The 18,952-nt window shown below is 71.1% G+C and carries 16 protein-coding genes, 5 tRNA genes and 1 riboswitch; of the genes, 14 read left to right on the top strand and 7 right to left on the bottom strand.

Features of this window, described 5'->3' with window-relative positions; all coding sequences use genetic code 11:
- The first annotated feature begins 208 nt into the window (after positions 1-208).
- Genes ABGA98_RS26070 through ABGA98_RS26080 form a run of 3 tightly spaced genes read left to right on the top strand, consistent with a single transcriptional unit; the run spans position 209 to position 3,328 of the window.
- The gene (locus ABGA98_RS26070) at positions 209-1,531 is read left to right on the top strand and encodes a four-carbon acid sugar kinase family protein (protein ID WP_347621036.1); all 1,323 of its coding nucleotides are present in this window, start codon (positions 209-211) and stop codon (positions 1,529-1,531) included.
- Positions 1,528-2,529 (top strand): 4-hydroxythreonine-4-phosphate dehydrogenase PdxA, encoded by a 1,002-nt coding sequence (gene pdxA / locus ABGA98_RS26075; RefSeq protein ID WP_347621037.1) that lies wholly within the window; start codon positions 1,528-1,530, stop codon positions 2,527-2,529. Before ABGA98_RS26070 ends, pdxA begins: the two co-directional genes overlap by 4 nt.
- Before the next feature lie 16 nt (positions 2,530-2,545).
- Positions 2,546-3,328, top strand: coding sequence for a DeoR/GlpR family DNA-binding transcription regulator (locus tag ABGA98_RS26080; RefSeq protein WP_347621038.1), 783 nt, complete (start codon positions 2,546-2,548; stop codon positions 3,326-3,328).
- Positions 3,329-3,456: 128 nt separating this feature from the next.
- On the opposite strand, the gene ABGA98_RS26085 is transcribed toward ABGA98_RS26080, so the two are convergent.
- The 5 genes from ABGA98_RS26085 to ABGA98_RS26105 all read right to left on the bottom strand — a co-directional run bounded on the left by ABGA98_RS26085 (position 3,457) and on the right by ABGA98_RS26105 (position 5,983).
- Positions 3,457-3,528: transfer RNA gene (locus ABGA98_RS26085), tRNA-Val, on the bottom strand.
- A 19-nt stretch (positions 3,529-3,547) separates the two neighbouring features.
- Positions 3,548-3,619, bottom strand: a tRNA-Gly gene (locus ABGA98_RS26090).
- Between the two features lie 49 nt (positions 3,620-3,668).
- A tRNA-Cys gene (locus ABGA98_RS26095) sits at positions 3,669-3,739 on the bottom strand.
- A gap of 15 nt (positions 3,740-3,754) precedes the next feature.
- Positions 3,755-3,826, bottom strand: a tRNA-Gly gene (locus ABGA98_RS26100).
- Between the two features lie 93 nt (positions 3,827-3,919).
- On the bottom strand, positions 3,920-5,983 hold the full coding sequence (locus ABGA98_RS26105) for an N-acetylmuramoyl-L-alanine amidase (protein ID WP_347621039.1): 2,064 nt from the start codon (positions 5,981-5,983) through the stop codon (positions 3,920-3,922).
- Positions 5,984-6,236: 253 nt separating this feature from the next.
- Here ABGA98_RS26105 and ABGA98_RS26110 point away from each other — a divergent pair, with 253 nt between their 5' ends.
- The 8 genes from ABGA98_RS26110 to ABGA98_RS26145 all read left to right on the top strand — a co-directional run bounded on the left by ABGA98_RS26110 (position 6,237) and on the right by ABGA98_RS26145 (position 15,219).
- On the top strand, positions 6,237-6,512 hold the full coding sequence (locus ABGA98_RS26110; protein WP_132597376.1) for a hypothetical protein: 276 nt from the start codon (positions 6,237-6,239) through the stop codon (positions 6,510-6,512).
- 13 nt (positions 6,513-6,525) lie between these two features.
- A complete protein-coding gene (glmS, locus tag ABGA98_RS26115) occupies positions 6,526-8,346 on the top strand; it encodes a glutamine--fructose-6-phosphate transaminase (isomerizing) (protein ID WP_347621040.1) in 1,821 nt (606 codons plus the stop codon).
- Positions 8,347-8,417: 71 nt separating this feature from the next.
- On the top strand, positions 8,418-9,188 hold the full coding sequence (locus ABGA98_RS26120; RefSeq protein ID WP_347621041.1) for an SAM-dependent methyltransferase: 771 nt from the start codon (positions 8,418-8,420) through the stop codon (positions 9,186-9,188).
- A 154-nt stretch (positions 9,189-9,342) separates the two neighbouring features.
- Positions 9,343-10,290, top strand: coding sequence for a tripartite tricarboxylate transporter substrate-binding protein (locus tag ABGA98_RS26125; protein ID WP_347621042.1), 948 nt, complete (start codon positions 9,343-9,345; stop codon positions 10,288-10,290).
- A gap of 4 nt (positions 10,291-10,294) precedes the next feature.
- Positions 10,295-10,490, top strand: a riboswitch (cobalamin riboswitch).
- Between the two features lie 118 nt (positions 10,491-10,608).
- Entirely contained in the window at positions 10,609-12,828 is a 2,220-nt protein-coding gene (locus ABGA98_RS26130) for a ribonucleoside-diphosphate reductase subunit alpha (protein WP_347621043.1), read from the top strand.
- 10 nt (positions 12,829-12,838) lie between these two features.
- Positions 12,839-13,834, top strand: a complete 996-nt coding sequence (locus tag ABGA98_RS26135; RefSeq protein ID WP_347621044.1) for a ribonucleotide-diphosphate reductase subunit beta — start codon at positions 12,839-12,841, stop codon at positions 13,832-13,834.
- Between the two features lie 17 nt (positions 13,835-13,851).
- A complete protein-coding gene (locus ABGA98_RS26140) occupies positions 13,852-14,934 on the top strand; it encodes a mechanosensitive ion channel family protein (RefSeq protein ID WP_347621045.1) in 1,083 nt (360 codons plus the stop codon).
- 210 nt (positions 14,935-15,144) lie between these two features.
- Positions 15,145-15,219 (top strand) — tRNA-Pro (locus ABGA98_RS26145).
- Positions 15,220-15,340: 121 nt separating this feature from the next.
- On the opposite strand, the gene ABGA98_RS26150 is transcribed toward ABGA98_RS26145, so the two are convergent.
- Positions 15,341-15,946: a CGNR zinc finger domain-containing protein gene (locus tag ABGA98_RS26150; protein ID WP_347621046.1), complete on the bottom strand. Its 606-nt coding sequence runs from the start codon at positions 15,944-15,946 to the stop codon at positions 15,341-15,343.
- 132 nt (positions 15,947-16,078) lie between these two features.
- Here ABGA98_RS26150 and ABGA98_RS26155 point away from each other — a divergent pair, with 132 nt between their 5' ends.
- The 3 genes from ABGA98_RS26155 to ABGA98_RS26165 all read left to right on the top strand — a co-directional run bounded on the left by ABGA98_RS26155 (position 16,079) and on the right by ABGA98_RS26165 (position 17,694).
- Entirely contained in the window at positions 16,079-16,531 is a 453-nt protein-coding gene (locus ABGA98_RS26155; protein WP_347621047.1) for a VOC family protein, read from the top strand.
- A gap of 62 nt (positions 16,532-16,593) precedes the next feature.
- Entirely contained in the window at positions 16,594-17,478 is an 885-nt protein-coding gene (locus tag ABGA98_RS26160; protein ID WP_347621048.1) for a pyridoxamine 5'-phosphate oxidase family protein, read from the top strand.
- 24 nt (positions 17,479-17,502) lie between these two features.
- Positions 17,503-17,694 (top strand): ferredoxin, encoded by a 192-nt coding sequence (locus ABGA98_RS26165; RefSeq protein ID WP_347621049.1) that lies wholly within the window; start codon positions 17,503-17,505, stop codon positions 17,692-17,694.
- A gap of 109 nt (positions 17,695-17,803) precedes the next feature.
- On the opposite strand, the gene ABGA98_RS26170 is transcribed toward ABGA98_RS26165, so the two are convergent.
- Complete coding sequence (locus tag ABGA98_RS26170; protein WP_347621050.1) at positions 17,804-18,784, bottom strand: hypothetical protein; 981 nt, start codon at positions 18,782-18,784, stop codon at positions 17,804-17,806.
- Positions 18,785-18,952: the final 168 nt, after the last annotated feature.

Below are 18,952 nucleotides of genomic sequence, written 5' to 3' on the forward strand. Positions count from 1 at the left end.
TAGTCGGCCGGCCGTCGCGCCGGGCGGCCCGCCATGGCGGACCGCGGTCGCGGAGGGGGTGGGCGTGCTCTCCTGGCTGAGCCGTCCAGCCCTGTGACGCCGTGCTGAGGGTTCGCGTTCCTTGCGGGCAACTGTGGCATAGTGTGCGTGTTTCGTGCAATACTCGCCGCGTGATTCGCGCAGCTCCATGACGTTCGGAGGTGGGTGTGTGGGCCACCTTCCGGTGTTCGCCCTGGCCGACGACCTGTCAGGGGCGGCGGAGACGGCGGCCGTGCTCATGTCGCCCGAGCGCCCCGCACGCATCACGCTGTCGGGGCCGCCGTACGTCGCCATGCCGCCCGTCCTCGTCGCCGACCTCGACACCCGGCACCGTCCTGGGGCCGCGGCTCTGGTACGGGAAGCGCTCGCCTGGGCGGGGGACCGTCACGTCCTCATCAAGATCGACTCGCTGTTGCGCGGCGACATCGCCGCCACCGTCCACGCCTGCCTGACCACCCCCGCGCGCTCGGCGCCCGTGCCCGCCGTGCTCGCCTGCGCGCTGCCGCGGGCCGGACGCACGGTCGTGAACGGCGTACCGCTCATCCACGGGGTACCCCTGCGCGAAACACGCACCCGGCCCACCACCGGGTCCGCTGCCGGCGTTGTTCCCGCCACCGTGGCCGAGGCCCTGGGCGGGGTGCCGTCGGCGGGTGTCGGGCTGGACACCGTTCGTGCCGGCCGGGCCGCCCTCATGGAGGCGCTGGCCGAGGTGGCCGCGAGCGGGCGGGTGGCCGTGTGCGACGCGGAGACGGACGCCGACCTGGACACGATCGTCGCGGCCGCGCTCGCCGGCGACCCGGCGACCCGCCTCATCGGCGCCGGTGGCCTGGCCGCCGCCCTCGGCCGCGCCCTGAACACCGCCCCCGCGCCGTCCGGGTCGCCGTCTCCTCCGGACGGTGGATTGTCCGCGGGCGTGCCGGTCACCGGGCCGACGTCTCCTCAGGACGGCGGGCCGGCCGCGCTGCTCGTCGTGGTGGGCACGGCCGAGCCGGCGGCGGCGGAGCAGGCCAGGCTGCTCGTCGCGCACGGTGCCGAGCCCGTGACCCTCGACGCGGCAGACCTCGACACGGCGGACCTCGACACGGCGGATCCCGGCACGGCGGGTCCCCGTACGGCGGGGGAGCCGGTCGTGGGGCGGGTGCGGCGGGCGCTGGCCGGCGGGGTCGCCGTGCTGACCGTACGAGGATCGGCGCCGCCCGCCCTCACCGCCATCCTCGGCCGGACAGTACGTGAGGCGCTCGGAGCCACCCGTGCCGACCTGGTCCTGACCGGCGGGGAGACCGCGAGGAGGGTCCTCGACGCGCTGGACGTGCGCGAGCTGATCCCCGTGGGCCAGGTGCACCACGGCGCCGTGCACAGCCGAACGCCCGACGGCCGTTCCGTGGTCACCAGGCCGGGCAGCTTCGGCGGCCGGGACAGCCTCCTGCGCATCGCCGCCCATCTCAGGCCCGGGCGCTTCCCCACCACAACCATCGACGAAAGGCCGACATGAGCAGCACTCCTCTCATCGCCCTCACCATGGGGGACGGATCCGGCGTAGGGCCGGAGGTCGTCGTCGGCGCGCTCCTCGCCCCCGAGACCTCCGCGTTCTGCCGCCCGGTCGTCATCGGTGACGCGGCACGCCTGCGCAGGGCCGCCGGATTCCGCGGCCTGCGGCCGGAGGTGGTCGCGGTGGAGCGTGTGGGCGAGGCCGTCTTCGAACCCGGCCGGATCAACGTCATCGACCTCGGACTGCTGCCGGAGGACCTGCCGTGGGGCGAGGTGTCGCCGGTCGCGGGCCACGCGGCCTACGCGTACGTACGGCTGGCCGGCGAGCTGGCGACGTCGGGTGACGTACAGGCGATCTGCACGGCCCCCCTGAACAAGGAGGCGCTGCACGCGGCCGGGCACCTCTTCCCCGGGCACACCGAGCTCCTGGCGCACCTGACGGGGACGGCGGAGGTGTCGATGATGTTGTCGACGTCCAAGGTGAAGGTCATCCACGTCACCACGCACATCGGCCTCATCGACGCGGTCGCGCGCATCGAGCCCGGCCTGGTCGAGCGGACCATCCGCCGGGGTGAGGCGGCGATGCGCGGCTCGGGCGTGGCGCGCCCCAAGATCGGCGTGTGCGGCATCAACCCGCACGCCGGGGAGAACGGCCTGTTCGGGTACGGCGAGGAGGAGGAGAAGATCGTCCCGGCGATCGAGCTCCTGCGTGCGGAGGGCATGGACGTGCACGGCCCGCTCCCCGCCGACACCGCGTTCTTCCTGGCGGGCCGTGGCGACTACGACCTGGTCGTGGCCATGTACCACGACCAGGGGCACGGCCCGGTGAAGATCCTCGGCCTGGAGGCCGGGGTGAACATCACGGTGGGGTTGCCGGTGATCAGGACGTCGGTGGACCATGGCACCGCCTTCGACATCGCGGGGAAGGGCGTCGCCGACGCCGGTAGCATGATCGAGGCCCTCCGCCAGGCGGCAGAGCTGTCGTCCGCGCGGGGCGTGTGACGAGAGGGGACCATCGATGGGCCGCGCAGCGCAGGCTCGCCGCGACGAGATCGTCCGCCTGGCCACCACCACCGGGCTGGCCAGCGTCGAGGAGCTGTCGAGCCAGTTGGGGGTGACGGCCTCCACCATCCGCCGCGACCTGGCCCACCTGAAGGCGGCGGGGCTGCTGGCACGCACGTACGGCGGGGCGATGGCGGTCGTCACCCACCCGGAGGCGTCGCTGCGGCAGCGCATCGGGGAGGCGTTCGAGGCCAAGCGGGCCATCGCCGCCTGGGCCGCCGCGCAGATCCGCCCGGGGGAGACGATCCTGCTCGACTCGGGCTCGACGACGGGCGCGCTGGCCCACGAGCTGCGGCACGCCGCCGACCTGACGGTGGCCACCACGGGCCTGAACGCCCTGCAGGAGCTGGTGGGCGCGACCGGCGTGCACGTCGAGTGCCTGGGCGGCACCCTGCGTCACGTGAGCCAGGGCTTCGTCGGGCCGCTGGCGGAGGCGGCGCTGAGCAGGATGACGTTCGACCGGGTCTTCCTGGGCGCCGACAGCGTCACGGCCGAGGACGGCATCTGCGAGGCCAGCCTGCAGCAGACCCGCTTCAAGGAGCTGATGATGCAGCGCTCGCGCCACATCTACCTGCTGGTCCACGCCGCCAAGCTGGGCCGCCGCCCGTTCCACGCCTGGGCCCGCATGCCCGACACCTGGACCCTGGTCACCGACGCGTCGGCCACCCCGGAATCCCTCAAGCCGTTCATGGCGAAGGGCGTGGAGACGGTGGTCGTGGACCCGGGAACTCACGGGTAGCCAGGACGGCGGTGCGTTCGTCCGTGGAGATCGGGGACGTCAGCCCGGTGCCGGCGACACGGGACAACCAGAAGCCCCAGACCCCCGGCGTGTGCCGTGAGCTGGGGCTCTGAACGCTGGTCTGCCGGTGGACGATACTGGGATTGAACCAGTGACCTCTTCCGTGTCAGGGAAGCGCTCTCCCGCTGAGCTAATCGTCCTTGTGAGTGGTGAACTCAGAGCGGAAGACGGGATTCGAACCCGCGACCCTCACCTTGGCAAGGTGATGCTCTACCACTGAGCCACTTCCGCGTGCGCCGCACTTTACTTTAGCGGATCCCGAGAGGTCCGCCGGTCATCGAGGTGGAGACGGGATTTGAACCCGTGTAGACGGCTTTGCAGGCCGCTGCCTCGCCTCTCGGCCACTCCACCAGGAGTCTTGCTCCGAGCGGAAGACGGGATTCGAACCCGCGACCCTCACCTTGGCAAGGTGATGCTCTACCACTGAGCCACTTCCGCATGGACCCTCAGGCGACGTGCGCCCTGGTCACAGGAAAACCATATCGTCTTCCAGGAGTGCCCGTGCGCAGCGCGAGGCGGGTCAGGCCATTTTCAGTGGAGCACGCGCATGTCCTCGGCCTTCACGAACATCACCCGGTGCCCGAGCTGGATCTGGTGATAGCGGAGCCGGCCGGTGGTGGTGACGTGCCTCGACGGCTTGAAGGCGTTGGCGGCGTAGTAGGAGCCGGTGACCGTGTCGCCCAGCGTGTACGTCTGGCCGGTGCCGATCGTGTACGGGAGCGGCCGCAAGGGCTGGTGGGCGGCGAGCTTGTAGGCGGATTTCTCGGGATACGCCCGGCCGTACACCTTCACGTTGTCCTTCCGGGGCGTGACCAGGAGGCCCTTGGCGGGAATGGCGGTCGGAGCCGAGGCCGGGTTGTGGAACCACGCCTTCTGCCCCAGGTACCAGATGGCCGTCCAGTCGCCCCGGCGCTCCGCGACGGCGTAGCGCTGGCCGGTGGAGGCGCGGGCGCCGTGGTCGTACACGCTGCGGGTGGAGGCCTTGTTCCCGTGCTTGCCGACGTCCTTGACCAGGGGCGCCGACGCCTTGGGCGCCGTGTGCAACCAGACGGCCGAGGCGCCGTGCGGCGGGCACGCCCTGGCGGGCTTCGCGGCGTCGCAGCCGGTGAAGCGGGGACGGTGAGTGGTGTACGTCGGGCGGATGATGATGGACTCGCCGTTCTCGGCCGCCTGGAACGGCCGCTTCATGAGGTCGAAATAGTGTGCCCAGTCCCAGTACGGGCCCGGGTCCTCGTGCATGCCGGCGATCGTCGCCGGTGTGGTGCCCGGGACGTTGTCGTGGCCCAGGATGTGGGCGCGGTCGAGCGGGATGCGGTGCTTGGCGGCGAGGAACTTCACCAGCCTGGCCGAGGCCCGGTACATCGCCTCGGTGTACCAGGTGCCCCCCTTGGCCAGGTATCCCTCGTGCTCGATGCCGATCGAGCGGGTGTTGACGTCCCAGTTGCCCGCGTGCCAGGCGATGTCGTTGGTCGCGACGTGCTGGGCGACATGTCCGTCACGGGAGCGGATCGTGTAGTGCCAGCTCACGTACTTCGGGTTGCGGACCAGGGAGGGGATGCCCCGGTAGGCGCCCTCGGTGTCGTGGATGACGATGTAGTCGACGGATCGGGTGCGGCTCAGGCGGTCGTGGTTGCCGTAGTCGCGGTGCTTCTTCTTGCCGAAACGCCGGTGCGCGGCGGGCATCCACTCGCAGGCGAGCGAGGCGGGGCACTCCGCGTGGCGCGCCCCCGACTCCGCCTTGGCGCTGCCGTGGCCCTCGTCGGCGTTGACGGGCGCCCCGGTGCCGGCGTCGGTGCCGAAGTCGGGGCCGACATCGGCGTCGTCGCCGGTGTCCGCGCCGATCTGCTGCCCGTCCGTGAAGGGCGGGGGGTAGGCGTCGAGGTCGCTTTCGTGGTCGCCGATGAAGGGCGGCAGGTCGGGTACGGGGTCCAGCCGCACCAGGTGCCCGTCGTCGGTACGGCGTTCGGTGCCCTCCCGCATCACCGAGAACACCTCGTCGGCGAAGCGGCGGGCGGCGGCGGGGTCCTCCGAGCCCGAGTAGCGGGCGACCGCTTCGTACCAGTCGGCGGGGTCGGAACCGGGGTGGTCCTGGTAGGACGCGAGGAGGGCGGCGCCGGCCCTGATGTTCGCGGCCGGGTCGGTCCTGAGCCGGGAGGGCGCGACGCCGATGAGGCCGCCGGCCTGGGGGAGCGTCGCCGGCTGCGCCTCCTGTGCGGTCCGCAGCGCGGAGGAGGAGGGCGGCTCGGCGCGCGCGGTAGGCATGGGGCGGGCCTCGTCGCCACGGGCGTCGCCGAGCGCGTCCCCGACCGGGCCGCCGAGCGCCTCGGCGGGGAACGTGTCGACCAGGTGCATCGGCCCGTAGCCGCCCGCCGTGCTCGGCCGCCCGCCGTTGGCGTCCCAGCGGGACTCCAGGTACGCCACGCCGAGCAGCACACTCTCCGGCACCCCGTGCTCGCGGGCGGCCGCGGCGAAGTCGGCCTGCCTCCCCGGAGACGCGACGGCGCCGGCGGACCCCAGGCCGGCGGGCACGGCCGGAGGCAGGACGGGCACGGTCAGCGCGGTGGTGGCCAGGACGGCGGCGAGCCAGAGCTGCATGAACATCTCCCCCATGGATGTCACGACGCGACTACTCACCGTAACTGATCTCAGAAAGGGATGTGTCAGACGGGGCGGATGATACGCATGGGATTTGACTGGAGGGCGCCGGACGCGGCATCCCCTCGGTCGCGCGGGAACCGCCGCTGTGTCAGGGCCTGAGGGTGCCATGGCGGAGCGTTGGAGTTAGGTCCTGCCCGATTTCGGGCAGGATGATGGCGTGTCTCGCTCCAGAGCCGTAAGGTCCTCGTCTGTGCCACCGGCACGGCCTCCGTATGAAGATCTCATCGCTCACCTCACGAGGACGAGCCCGCTCGGCCCCGGCGAGGCGGCGCGCGTGGTCGCCGACGTGCTGGCGTACTTCTCGGAAACGACCGAGGAGTACGTCCGGCGCCGTCATGGCGAGCTGAAGGCGCGCGGCCACACGAACGACGAGATCTTCCCGAGGATCGCCGCCGAATTACGCGGCCGCCGGGTGGCCGCGCCGGAACTGTCGCTGAGACAGCTCCGCAGGATCGTCTACGGATGAACAGGAGACCTCGATGTGCGGAATCGTGGCCTACGTCGGCCCCAAAGACGCAGCCCCCATCCTGCTGGAGGGCCTGCAGCGACTCGAATACCGGGGCTACGACTCGGCCGGGGTCGTCGTGTCCAGCAAGGGGCTGAAGGTCCGAAAGGTCAAGGGGCGGGTGGCCGACCTGGCCAAGGTCGTGCCGGTCCGGTTCAAGGGCGGCCTGGGCATCGGGCACACCCGCTGGGCCACGCACGGCGTCCCCAGCGACGTCAACGCCCATCCGCACCTGTCCGCCGACCAGCGCATCGCGGTCGTGCACAACGGCATCATCGAGAACGCCGGAGAGCTGCGGGCCAAGCTGGAGGCCGACGGCGTGGTGTTCGCCTCCGAGACCGACACCGAGGTGCTCGCGCACCTGATCGCCCACGCCGCCGACGAGAACGACTCGCTGGAGGAGGCCGTCAGGAAGACGCTCAAGAGCGTCGTCGGCACGTACGGCATCGCCGTCATCGACGCCGAGCGCCCCGGCGAGGTGGTCGTGGCCCGCAACGGCAGCCCGATCGTGCTCGGCATCGGCGAGAAGGAGATGTTCGCCGCGTCCGACGTGGCCGCCCTGGTCCGCTACACGCGCCAGGTCGTGCACCTGGAGGACGGCGAGCTGGCCGTGCTGAAGGCCGACGGGTTCCACACCTTCGCCAGCGACGCCCGCGAGACGGCCAAGGAGCCGCTGACCGTCGACTGGGACGCCGGCCACTACGACACCGGCGGCTACGAGCACTACCTGCTCAAAGAGATCTCCGAGCAGCCCGAGACGATCACCCGGACGATGAGCGGCCGCCTCGACGAGCGCTTCAACGTCGCCCACCTCGGCGGGCTCAACATGGACGCCCGCGAGACGCGGAGCTTCCGCCGGGTGAAGATCATCGGTTGCGGCTCCGCGTACTATTCAGGACAGATGGGGGCGCAGCTCATCGAGGAGCTGGCGCGCATCCCCTCCGACGCCGAGCCGGCCAGCGAGTTCCGCTACCGCAACCCCGTCGTCGACCCCGACACCCTCTACGTCGCGATCAGCCAGTCGGGGGAGACCTACGACACGCTCGCCGCGGTGCAGGAGCTCAAGCGCAAGGGCGGCCGGGTCATCGGCATCGTCAACGCCGTCGGCAGCGCCATCGCGCGCGAGGTCGACGGCGGCATCTACCTGCACGCGGGCCCCGAGGTCTCGGTGGCCTCGACCAAGGCGTTCACCTCGACCACGGTGGCGTTCGCGCTGCTCGCGCTGCACCTGGGCCGGGTACGCGACCTGTCGCCTGCCGACGGCCGGCGCATCGTGGAGGGCCTGCGCCGGCTGCCCGGCCACGTCGAGGAGATCCTGGCGCAGGGCGACAAGATCGCCGAGCTGGCGCAGAAGTACGCCGACCACGCCGGCATGATGTTCGTCGGCCGGGTGCGCGGCTACCCGGTGGCCCGCGAGGGGGCGCAGAAGCTCAAGGAGATCTCCTACGTCCACGCGGAGGCCTATCCGGCCAGCGAGCTCAAGCACGGCCCGCTCGCCCTGATCGGCCCCGAGATGCCGACGGTCGCGATCGTCCCCGACGACGAGCTGCTCGACAAGAACCTCACCACGCTCGGCGAGATCCGCGCCCGCGGCGGGCGGGTGCTCATGGTCGGCCACCGCGAGCCCGGCCCGAAGCTGGCCGATGACGTCATCGTGATCCCGAAGAACGAGATCGAGCTCGATCCGATCCTGCTCACGATCCCGTTGCAGCTGCTCGCGTACCATGCCGCCGTGGCGCTCGGCCGCGACGTGGACAAGCCGCGCAATCTCGCCAAGAGCGTTACCGTCGAATAATTGAGCCGCAAATCAGCGACATTCCCCTCAGGGTAGTGTTATCCGGCTCCAAACGACATAAATTCGATACTGTGCGGCAGTTCGACCAGCAGCGGCCCCATCCCGCACGCATGTACGACTACATGCTCGGCGGGAAGGACAACTTCGCGGTCGACCGCCTGGCCCTCGACCAGCTCGCCGAGCTGGTCCCGGAGGCGGTCCCGCTGGCCCGCGCGAACCGGGCCTTCCTTCAGCGTGCCGTGCGCTACGTGGCCGCCGCGGGGGTCCGCCAGTTCCTCGACCTGGGCAGCGGGCTGCCGACCCAGGGCAGCGCGCACGAGGTCGCGCCCGAGGCCCGGGTCGTCTACGTCGATCATGATCCGGTCGTCGCCGCGCACTCCAGGGCCCTGCTCGATGACTCGGGCAGGGCCGTCTTCGTGGAGGCCGACCTGCTCGACGCCGGCGAGGTGCTGGCGCGGGCGGGCGCCCTGCTCGACCTGGCCGAGCCGGTCGGGGTGCTGCTGGTGTCGATCCTGCACTTCATCCCCGACACGGCCGGCCCGCAGAACGCGGTGGCGGCGCTGCGCGAGCGGGTGGCGCCCGGCAGCCACCTGGTGATCTCCCACGCGACGACGAGGGCCCGGACGGAGGACGGCGATCGCGCCAGGTTCCCCTCCCAGGGCTCGTCCGCCACGGGCGCCGACCGTCCGCCGTCCGAGATCCGCGCGTTCTTCGGCGACTTCCCGCTGGAGCCGCCGGGGCTCGTGCAGGCCACCGACTGGCGTCCCGACCGCCCCAAACTGGTGGGCGACTGGTCGCTGCCGTCGTCGCTGATGGCGGGGGTCGGCAGGAAACCCGGCTGACAGCGGTCCGGGAAGGCCTCCCGGGTCACGGCGGGCTTGGCGCCGCCCCGGCCGTACCTCGTACGAGAGCGCAGCGCGCCGATGCGACCCCGGTGTGTGACGCTTCGCGACAGGTCAATAACCTGGAGTGACGGGGGAGTTCGGGGAGGGGCGCATGCGGCGACGGCGGTTCTTGGCCCTGGGGCTGGGCGTGGCCGCGTGCGCGGCCGGCTGCGGCGCGCAGCGGTTCACCGGAGGCGCGTCCGTGCTGCGCACCCGGTTCTCGATCAATCCGGGCGGGCGCCGGTGGGCCCGCGCGGGGCACGTGTTCGCCGGCGTGGCCCGCGCCGCCGGGTACGAGACGGGCGAGGGCCCGCAGGTCACGGTGACCGGCCTGCCGGCGCTGGCCGCCGCCGAGCTCAACCAGGGGCAGAGCCTGCTCGACGCCGCCACCCCGCTGGCCAGGCTGGCCGGCGAGGTCGAGGTCGTCGTCGTGCCCGAGAACTCCCGGTTCAAGGACTTCGGCGACTTCGGCGCCGCCCTGCGCACCAGGCCCGGGCAGACGCTGCTGGCCGGCGGTCCGCAGGGCGATCCCGACCACCTGCTGTTCGGCCTGATCGCCAAGGGGCTCGGCGCCGACACCCGGCAGGTCGACTACACCGGCTACCCCACCCGCCACGAGGTCGTCGCCGCGTTGTCGTCCGGCAAGGCGGTCGCCGCCGCGGGCCGGGTCGCGGAGTGGCGCACGATCATCGGGCGCGGCCGGATCAGGGCGCTCGCGGTGTCCTCGGCCGAGCGGGTGCCGGAGCTTGACGTGCCGACGCTGCTGGAATCCGGCGTACGGGTGGATTTCGTGGACTGGATCGCGGCCTTCGGCGCTCACGACATGCCGGAGGAGAGCCGCGAGTCGGCCGTCGGCATGTGCGACGAGGTGACCCGCTCGCCCGGCTGGGAGGCGGCCTGCCGGGCAGCCGGGTGGGTCTCGATGCCGCTCACCGGCGACGACTTCGAGTTGTGGCTCGCATCCGAGGCCCGGCGCACGCGCGAGGTGCTGCGGGACCTCGGGATGGTCGACACGACCAAATCCACAATATGCAGGGGTGGTTGCGGGATCCGCCACTAGATGTAGGATCCTGGTCGTCGCTGGTTCGCCTCTCAGGAGGCGGAGCAAAAGGGAACCCGGTGCGATTCCGGGGCTGCCCCGCAGCGGTGAGCGGGAACGACCGCCGTCACATGCACTGGAGCGATCCGGGAAGCGACGGCCAGTAGGCGCCATGAGCACGCCCGCGAGCCCGAAGACCTGCCTGCGACGTGCCGGGCCATGCGCCCGGCGAGCAGTGTCCATGGCCTCGAGGGAGGGCCGGGGGCTGGTGCGGCCGTGGGTCCATGCCGCCGTGCTCTCGCGTGCCCTCACGGGGATGAGCTCGCGAGGAGAGAGCACGTGACGCAGATCGTCGATGTCGACCGCCGCCTGGCCATCGAGGAGGCCGCCGCCCGGGTGATCACCGATCCGGCCGGCTCCCGGATCGCCGCCGGCCTGCTGGCCGAGGAGATCGCCGACGAGGCGGCCGGGCACGGGGTACGCTCGTTCTCCGAGTCGGTCGCGGCCACCCACGCGGCGGGGCTGGTCCAGGACGGGCTGGCGGAGTTCGTCGCCGCGCACGCCGCCGAGCTGGACGCGCTGATCTGCGCGGAGGCGGACGACCGGTTCGAGTATTTCGGGTTGCGCACGGTCTATGACCGCTACCTGCTACGCCACCCCGAGAGCCGTAAGGTGCTGGAGCGGCCGCAACACTTCTTCCTCCGCGTGGCCTGCGGGCTGGCGGAGTCGGTCGCCGAGGCGGCCGAGCTCTACGCGCTGATGTCCAGCCTGTCCTACCTGCCGAGCTCGCCCACCCTGTTCAACGCGGGCGCGCGCCGGCCGCAGCTGTCGTCGTGCTTCCTGCTCGACTCGCCGCGCGACGAACTCGAGGGCATCTACGACCGGTACGGGCAGGTCGCCCGGCTCTCCAAGTACGCCGGGGGCATCGGCATCTCCTGGACCCGCGTGCGCTCGCGCGGCTCCCTCATCAGGGGCACGAACGGCCACTCCAACGGCATCGTGCCCTGGCTGCGCACGCTCGACGCGTCGGTGGCGGCGGTCAACCAGGGCGGCCGGCGCAAGGGCGCGGCCTGCGTCTACCTGGAGACCTGGCATGCCGACATCGAGGAGTTCCTGGAGCTGCGCGACAACACCGGCGAGGACGCCCGCCGCACCCACAACCTCAACCTGGCCAACTGGGTGCCCGACGAGTTCATGCGCCGTGTGGAGGCCGACGAGCCCTGGTCGTTGTTCGACCCCAAGGACACGCCCGACCTCACGGACCTGTACGGGGAGGAGTTCACCGCCGCCTACCGCGCGTACGAGGCGGCCGGGCGCCACGTCCGTCAGGTCCCCGCCAGGACCCTGTACGGCCGGATGATGCGCACCCTCGCCCAGACCGGCAACGGCTGGATGACCTTCAAGGACGCCGCCAACCGCACCTCCAACCAGACCGGACGCCCCGGCAACGTCATCCACCTGTCCAACCTCTGCACCGAGATCCTCGAGGTCACCAGCGACGGGGAGACGGCCGTGTGCAACCTCGGCTCGGTCAACCTGGCCGCCTGCCTCGCGGGCGGCGACGTCGACTGGGAGCGGCTGCGCCGGACCGTACGCACGGCCGTGCGTTTCCTCGACCGCACCATCGACCTCGGCTTCTACCCGACGCCCGAGGCCGAGGCGGCCAACAGGCGGTGGCGGCCGATCGGGCTCGGCGTCATGGGCCTGGCCGACGTGTTCTTCGCGCTGCGGCTGCCGTTCGACTCGCCGGCGGCGCTGGAGTTGTCCACGCGGATCGCCGAGGAGATCGCGCTGGCCGCCTACGACACCTCGGCCGACCTGGCCGCCGAGCGCGGAAGGCACCCGTCGTACGCCGACACCCGGGCCGCCGGGGGAGTGCTGCATCCCGATCACTACGTGGCGAGCACGCCGCGCTGGGACGCCCTGCGCGACAAGATCGCGACGACCGGCCTGCGCAACTCCCTCATGATCGCCATCGCGCCGACCGCCACGATCGCCTCCATCGCCGGCTGCTACGAGTGCATCGAGCCGCAGGTGTCCAACGTGTTCAAGCGCGAGACGCTCTCGGGCGAGTTCCTGCAGGTCAACCGCTATCTGGTGGCCGACCTGCAGGCGCGCGGACTGTGGACGCAGCGGATGCGCGACGACATCAAGCGGGCCGACGGCTCGATCCAGTCGATCCCCGGCATCCCCGACGATCTCAAGGCCCTCTACCGCACGGCCTGGGAACTGCCGCAGAAGGCGCTGATCGACCTGGCCGCCGCGCGCCAGCCGTACATCGACCAGTCGCAGTCGCTCAACCTTTTCATGGCCGGTCCGACGATCGGCAAGTTGTCCTCGATGTACGCCTACGCCTGGAAACGGGGCCTGAAGACGACGTACTACCTGCGTTCGCGCCCCGCCACCCGCATCGCCCAGACGACGGTCCCCGCGGGGGGCGAGCCCTCCGCGACCCCCCAGGAATCGCGGAGCGACTTTGCCGCGCTGTCCGCCTCCGCGACGGCTGACGCCGCCGCGTGCTCGCTCGAGAACCCGGAAACCTGCGAAGCCTGCCAGTAAGGAGCCCGTCGTGCTGCTCGACCCCGGAATGGACCTGACCCTGCGCCCGATGCGCTACCCCGACTTCTACGAGCGTTACCGCGCGGCCATCCGCAACACGTGGACGGTCGAGGAGGTGGACCTGCACACCGACCTGGCCGACCTGGCGAAGATGACGCCGCAGGAACGGCACCTGATCAACCGCCTGGTCGCCTTCTTCGCGACCGGCGACTCCATCGTGGCCAACAATCTCGTGCTCAACCTCTACCAGCACGTCAACGCCCCCGAGGCGCGCCTGTACCTCAGCAGGCAACTGTTCGAGGAGGCCGTGCACGTGCAGTTCTACCTGACCCTGCTGGACACCTACCTGCCCGACCCCGACGAGCGGGTGAAGGCCTTCGCCGCGATCGAGCACATCCCGTCGATCCGGGACAAGGCGGAGTTCTGCTTCAAGTGGATCGACTCGATCAACGGCCTCCAACGGCTGGAGACGGCGGCCGAGCGCCGCCAGTTCCTGCTCAACCTCATCTGCTTCGCCGCCTGCATCGAGGGCCTGTTCTTCTACGGGGCCTTCGCGTACGTGTACTGGTTCCGCTCCCGCGGCCTGCTCAACGGCCTGGCCACCGGGACGAACTGGGTGTTCAGGGATGAGTCCATGCACATGGAGTTCGCGTTCAGCGTGGTCGACACGGTCAGGGCCGAGGAGCCCTCGTTGTTCGACGACGAGCTGGGCGAGCAGGTCACCGCCATGCTGGAGGAGGCGGTGGCCGCCGAGCTGGCCTTCGCGGAGGACTTGTGCGGGGACGGCATGATGGGCATGGGGGTGACGCAGATGCGCCACTACCTGGAATATGTCGCCGACCGGCGGCTGGTCCGGCTGGGACTGCCGAGAAGGTACGGTTCGGCCAACCCGTTCGGGTTCATGGAGTTGCAGGACGTGCAGGAGCTGGCCAACTTCTTCGAGCGGCGGGTCTCCGCTTACCAAGTGGCGGTTGAGGGCAATGTGAGTTTTGACGAGTCTTTCTAGTACATAGGGGGTAGTGAGTGCAGTCTCCGGCGGGCTGGCCCATCCTCGCCATCGCGGTGATCGGCTCGGTTCTCCTGGTGGAAGTGGTCCGGCGGGTGCTGAACCGGGTGGGGCGCAAGTGGGCGCTCGCCCGGCACCTCGTGGAGCACTGCACCTGGCCCGCGTTCGCGGTGGCCGTCGTGGTGGCGTGCAACCTGGTGTTCGGGCCGGGCATGCTCGGCCCGGCGCCTGGCGAGCGCGCCCTGGCCGCATCGGTCGAGCACGCGCTCGGCCTGGTCACGATCGCCGCGGTCACCTGGCTGATCGTGCAGGCCACGTACGCGCTGACGGACGTCGCGCTCGACCGGCTGGTCCAGGTCGAGGGGGAGCGCAACCGCCGGGCGCGGCGGATCATGACGCAGATCGCGCTGGTCCGCCGCATCGCCTCGGCCGCCTTCATCGTGATCGCGCTCGGCGCCATGCTCTTCTCCTTTCCCCAGATGCGGGCGCTCGGCGCGGGGCTGCTCGCCTCGGCGGGCATCGCCGGCGCCGTCGTCGGCATCGCCGCACAGCCGACCATCGGCAACGCGCTGGCCGGGCTCCAGCTCGCCTTCAGCGACGCGCTCCGCCTGGAGGACGTGGTCGTGGTCGAGAAGGAGTGGGGCAGGATCGAGGAGCTCACGCTCACGTACGTCGTGGTGCGGCTGTGGGACGAGCGGCGGCTGGTCCTGCCGGTGTCGTACTTCACCCAGAACCCGTTCGAGAACTGGACCAGGCATGGCAGCCGGGTGCTCGCCGTGGTCTTCCTGCGGGTGGACTGGTCGGTGCCGGTGCCCAAACTGCGGGAGGCACTGTACGCGTTCCTGCAGGACAACCCGCTGTGGGACCAGAAGGACTGGACCCTCCAGGTCACCGACGTGCTGCCGAACGGGCTGGTCGAGGTGCGCGCCCTGATGAGCGCCGCCGACTCGGCGTCGGCCTGGGACCTCAAGTGCGACGTGCGCGAATTCCTCGTCGAGCACGTACGCGAGAACTACCCGGACGCGCTGCCCCGTTTCCGCGTCGACACTCCGGAGACGCGCGCCGGAATGAGCTGGACCGACGACCGCGACCGGCGATAAACAGGTGGCATTCGCGCCGATCACGGGTTTACCGTAAGGATGTCAACGACGGCCGACGACCGGCAGAAAGGGCGGCGACATGCGCGAACTGGGCACCATCCGACCGTCGGCGGCCCGTCCTGAGCTGCGGCGGAGGCTTTCCGGATAATCTTTTCCCGGGATTTCCAGAAAGCCGTCTCGAGGATGTCGAGGCGGCTTTTTCATGCGCGACCGAGTGTGGGGCAGTTTGGCCGTCCGCCTGCTTTGGGAGCAGGAGTGACGCAGGTTCGAATCCTGCCACTCGGACGGCGGCCCTGAAAGAACAGGGCCGCGGGCCACGGCCTGACCGGAGGGATTGGCGACCCCCGGCCGGACCACGCCCTCACCCCGGGCCGGCCCACGCCAGCCGGGCCCGGGGTCCAAGCCGTTACGCATCGTCCGGTCGCTGCCGCACCTTGGCGTAGTGCCGGGCGGCTCGCGCACGGTTGCCGCAGCCAGGTGAGCACCACTCGCGTCGTGGCGTGTCGTGGACGAAGTGCAGCACACAGCCCGGGCCGCGGCAGGCACGTAGCTGGTGACGCAGTGGCCCGGCGAACAGGTCGGCAGCGTCTTCGGCCAGTGCGGCGAGCGCGGCGGCGACACGGCGACCCGAGCTGCGCACCGTCGTGTGCGGCTCGGGGGCGGTGCGCAACTCCCGCCAGCGCGGGGTCTGACGCGTGTGGCGGTTGAGGGTGGCGACCGCGTCCGGATCGAGCGCACGGTCGTTCACGGTCGCGGTGACGAGGGTCAGGATGGCGTCCCGGAGTTCCCTGGCGAGGTGCAGGTCGTGGTCGGTCACGCCGTGAATGTCGGCGTCGTCGAGCTGGACCGTGAGGCGCGGACGCATGTCGCGCAGCCATGCGCTCAGGTGCTCGACGCTCTGCAGACCGTCCTTGGGCCGACCTCTCACCGCGTATGCGGTGTTGCCGAGTTCGATGGGCGGCGGTTCGCCGAGGAGGGGAGCACCGCCACCCGCAAGGTGTGCCATAGCCATGCTTCTAACGCTATCTCCAGGTTGACACCGTTAAAAACGTCTGCCATCTTCTAATGGCACAGCGCGCAGGAAACCGTTAGAAACACGCCTTCCGTTGTCGGCACCCGATCGCGTTCACACTGGAGATCCCACATGAGTACACCGGCCCTGAAGACCGGGCATATCGGCCTGAACGTCACCGATCTGGCACGTTCCACCGCCTTCTACCGCCAGGTCTTCGATTTCGAGATCCTGGGCGAGCAGGCCGACGGCGACCGCAGCTTCGCCTTCCTCGGCCGCGACGGTGCCCTCCTGGTCACGTTGTGGCAGCAGAGCGGCGGCACGTTCGCCACCGACCGGCCCGGACTGCACCACCTGTCGTTCCAGGTGCCCGACATCGAGGCGGTCCGCCACGCCGAGGCGACCCTGCGCGAACTCGGTGTCCGGCCGCTCCACGACGGGATCGTCCCGCACGGCGAGGGCGTGTCCTCCGGAGGCGTCTTCTTCACCGACCCGGACGGCATCCGCCTGGAGATCTACGCGCCGACCGGCGCCGACACCGCACCGGCGCCCACGCAGGGCGCCCCGACCTGCGGATTCTTCTGACAGACCCGCCCATGCCCGGGCCGCAAACCGCGGTCCGGGCCGAGCGCCGAAGGGAATCGTTCATGCTTCACCCAGGCGAACATGAAGTACAGCGCCGTGCCGGTCTGACCGTCGACGGCTGGGGGTCGGCCGGAGTAGGGGCGGCCATCCCGCCCGTGGCGGCAGAGTTCGTCGGCCGGCAGCGTCTGGGGGTGATCGCAGCCGCCGATGACACCGGCGCGGCGTGGGTCAGCGTGCTCACCGGCCCGCCTGGCTTCATCACCGCCCCCGACGACCGCACCATCGTCGCGGACCGGCTGCCCGGCGCCGGCGATCCGCTCGCGGGCCGTTTCGAGAACGAGCGGCAGGTGGGCATGCTGTTGATCGAGCCGGCCAGCCGGAAACGGATGCGGGTCAACGGCCGGGCCCGCAGGCATGAGAGCCGGCTCCTGGTACGCACCGAACAGGTGTATTCCAACTGTCCGAAATACATCCAGACCCGCGCCTACGTTGACGACTCGCCTTCAGCGCCGCGGACGACACGCATGGGCACCGAGCTGACCGCCGAACAACAGCAGTGGATCCGCGCCGCCGACACCTTCTTCATCGGCACGTACGCGGCGGGTATGGGTGCTGATGTGTCACACCGAGGTGGCAACCCCGGCTTCGTCGCAGTGACCGGCGGCCGCCGGCTCGCCTGGCCTGACTACGACGGCAACTCGATGTACATGACGTTGGGCAACCTCGAGCTCGAACCGCGCTGCGGGCTGCTCTTCCTGGACTGGGAGAACGGCCACACCCTGCACCTGACCGGACGCGCCCGGGTCGACTGGGACCGGGCCCGGTCGGCCGCGGTTCCCGGCGCGCACCGCCTCATCGACTTCGACGTCGAAAGAGTCGTCCAGATCACCGGTGGCGGCCTCCCGCGGTGGTCCTTCGGCAGGTACTCGCGTTTCAATCCGACCTGAACACCCGACAGATGAAAGAGAACCATGCGCGTCCGTGTCGACATGACCCTGTGCCAGACCCACGCCCAGTGCGTGTTCGCCGCCCCGGCGGTGTTCGCCCTCAACGACGATGACGAGCTGGTGTACGACGCCACGCCTGCCGACGCGCTGTGGCCTGCCATCGAGGAGGCCGCTCGTGCCTGCCCCGTGCAGGCCATCTTCCTGGACGGGGACTGACCGATGCGCCGCATCGCGATCCGGCCACCTCGCCGAACACCCTGGCTTGAACCCGCTCCGCGGTCATTTGCGCCCCTTCGCCCTCTTTCTAGCAGAGCGGGCTACGCCATCATCGGGGCGCGCGGTCGGCCGCCGTGATGGCCCGCAGCATGTACGGGTGCAGCAGCTTCGCCCGCTGCCGCGGGATGCCGCCGGCCAGGGCCGCCTCGGCCAGCGCGTCTCTCAGCCATTCCACGTCCACGGGCCGGCCGTCGTCCCGCCTGAGCAGCGGCTCCCCGGCGGTCCGGCCCGACGAGAGCGCCTCCAGCAGCGGCCGCGCCGGCGGCGGCACGGGGAAGGCCACGATGTCGCCGCGGCTGTCGTGCACGGTGACGATGGCGAGCTCGCCGCCGGCCACTAGGTGCAGGTCCTGGGGGGTCAGCTCGGCCAGGGCGCCGGCGGCGGCGCCGGTGGCGTCCAGCAGCGCGACGGCCGCGGCCTCGGCCTGCCGGCCGTCGGCGGCCAGCCGGGCGACGCCCCGGCGCAGCAGCCGGCGGTCCTCCCGGGTGAGCACACCGGTGCCGGAGCCGGCGACGCGGTCGTGGCGTACCGCGCCGGAACGCCAGGCGAAGGCGTAGAAGGAGGACAGCACGCCGCGTCTCCTGCTCACCGTCGCGTTCGCCAGGGGCTTGCCGGGCACGCGTACACCGATGGTGAGGGCGCCGGCGCGCGCCGCGTCACAGTAGGTTTCGAGGTGGGCTCCGGTGACCGCGAGCAGCTCGACGGACGGCTCGGCCTCGCGCAGCCAGCGCAGGAACGCGGCCAGGACCCGCAGGCGGACCTGCCTGGTGGCCGCGGACGGCCTTTCCCGCAGCCAGGCCGCGGCCGTGCGCCAGGTCAGCGGGTCGAGGGAGTCGAGCAGGTCGACGTCGTCGCCGGGCACCTCGCCCGCGTCCTGGGGGCCGCGGCGCGGGCGCAGCCCGGCGATCTGCCCGATGCTGGCCGCGGCCGCGCTCGCGCCCGGGCCTCCGTCGCCGGAACCTAAGGCCCTGCCGGCCGGTGGGGTGCTCTGTGCTCGACCGGCGGTCCCTGAGCCAGGCAGATCAGTCATGATCTTGATCATCTCACGGAGCTCGCCTCGCTCGCGTCCTCCTTCAGGACCTGTTTGCGAAGAACGCCGCCATCGTACGGGAGTCACCCCGGGCGAGACACGAGGATTGAACAAGCTGTTCGTCGCTGCTCAAGCGCGACGGGCCAGAGGCCGCGGGCGCCGGGCGGG

Origin of the sequence: Nonomuraea sp. B1E8 (assembly GCF_039871515.1) — a bacterium.
GTDB lineage: Bacteria > Actinomycetota > Actinomycetes > Streptosporangiales > Streptosporangiaceae > Nonomuraea.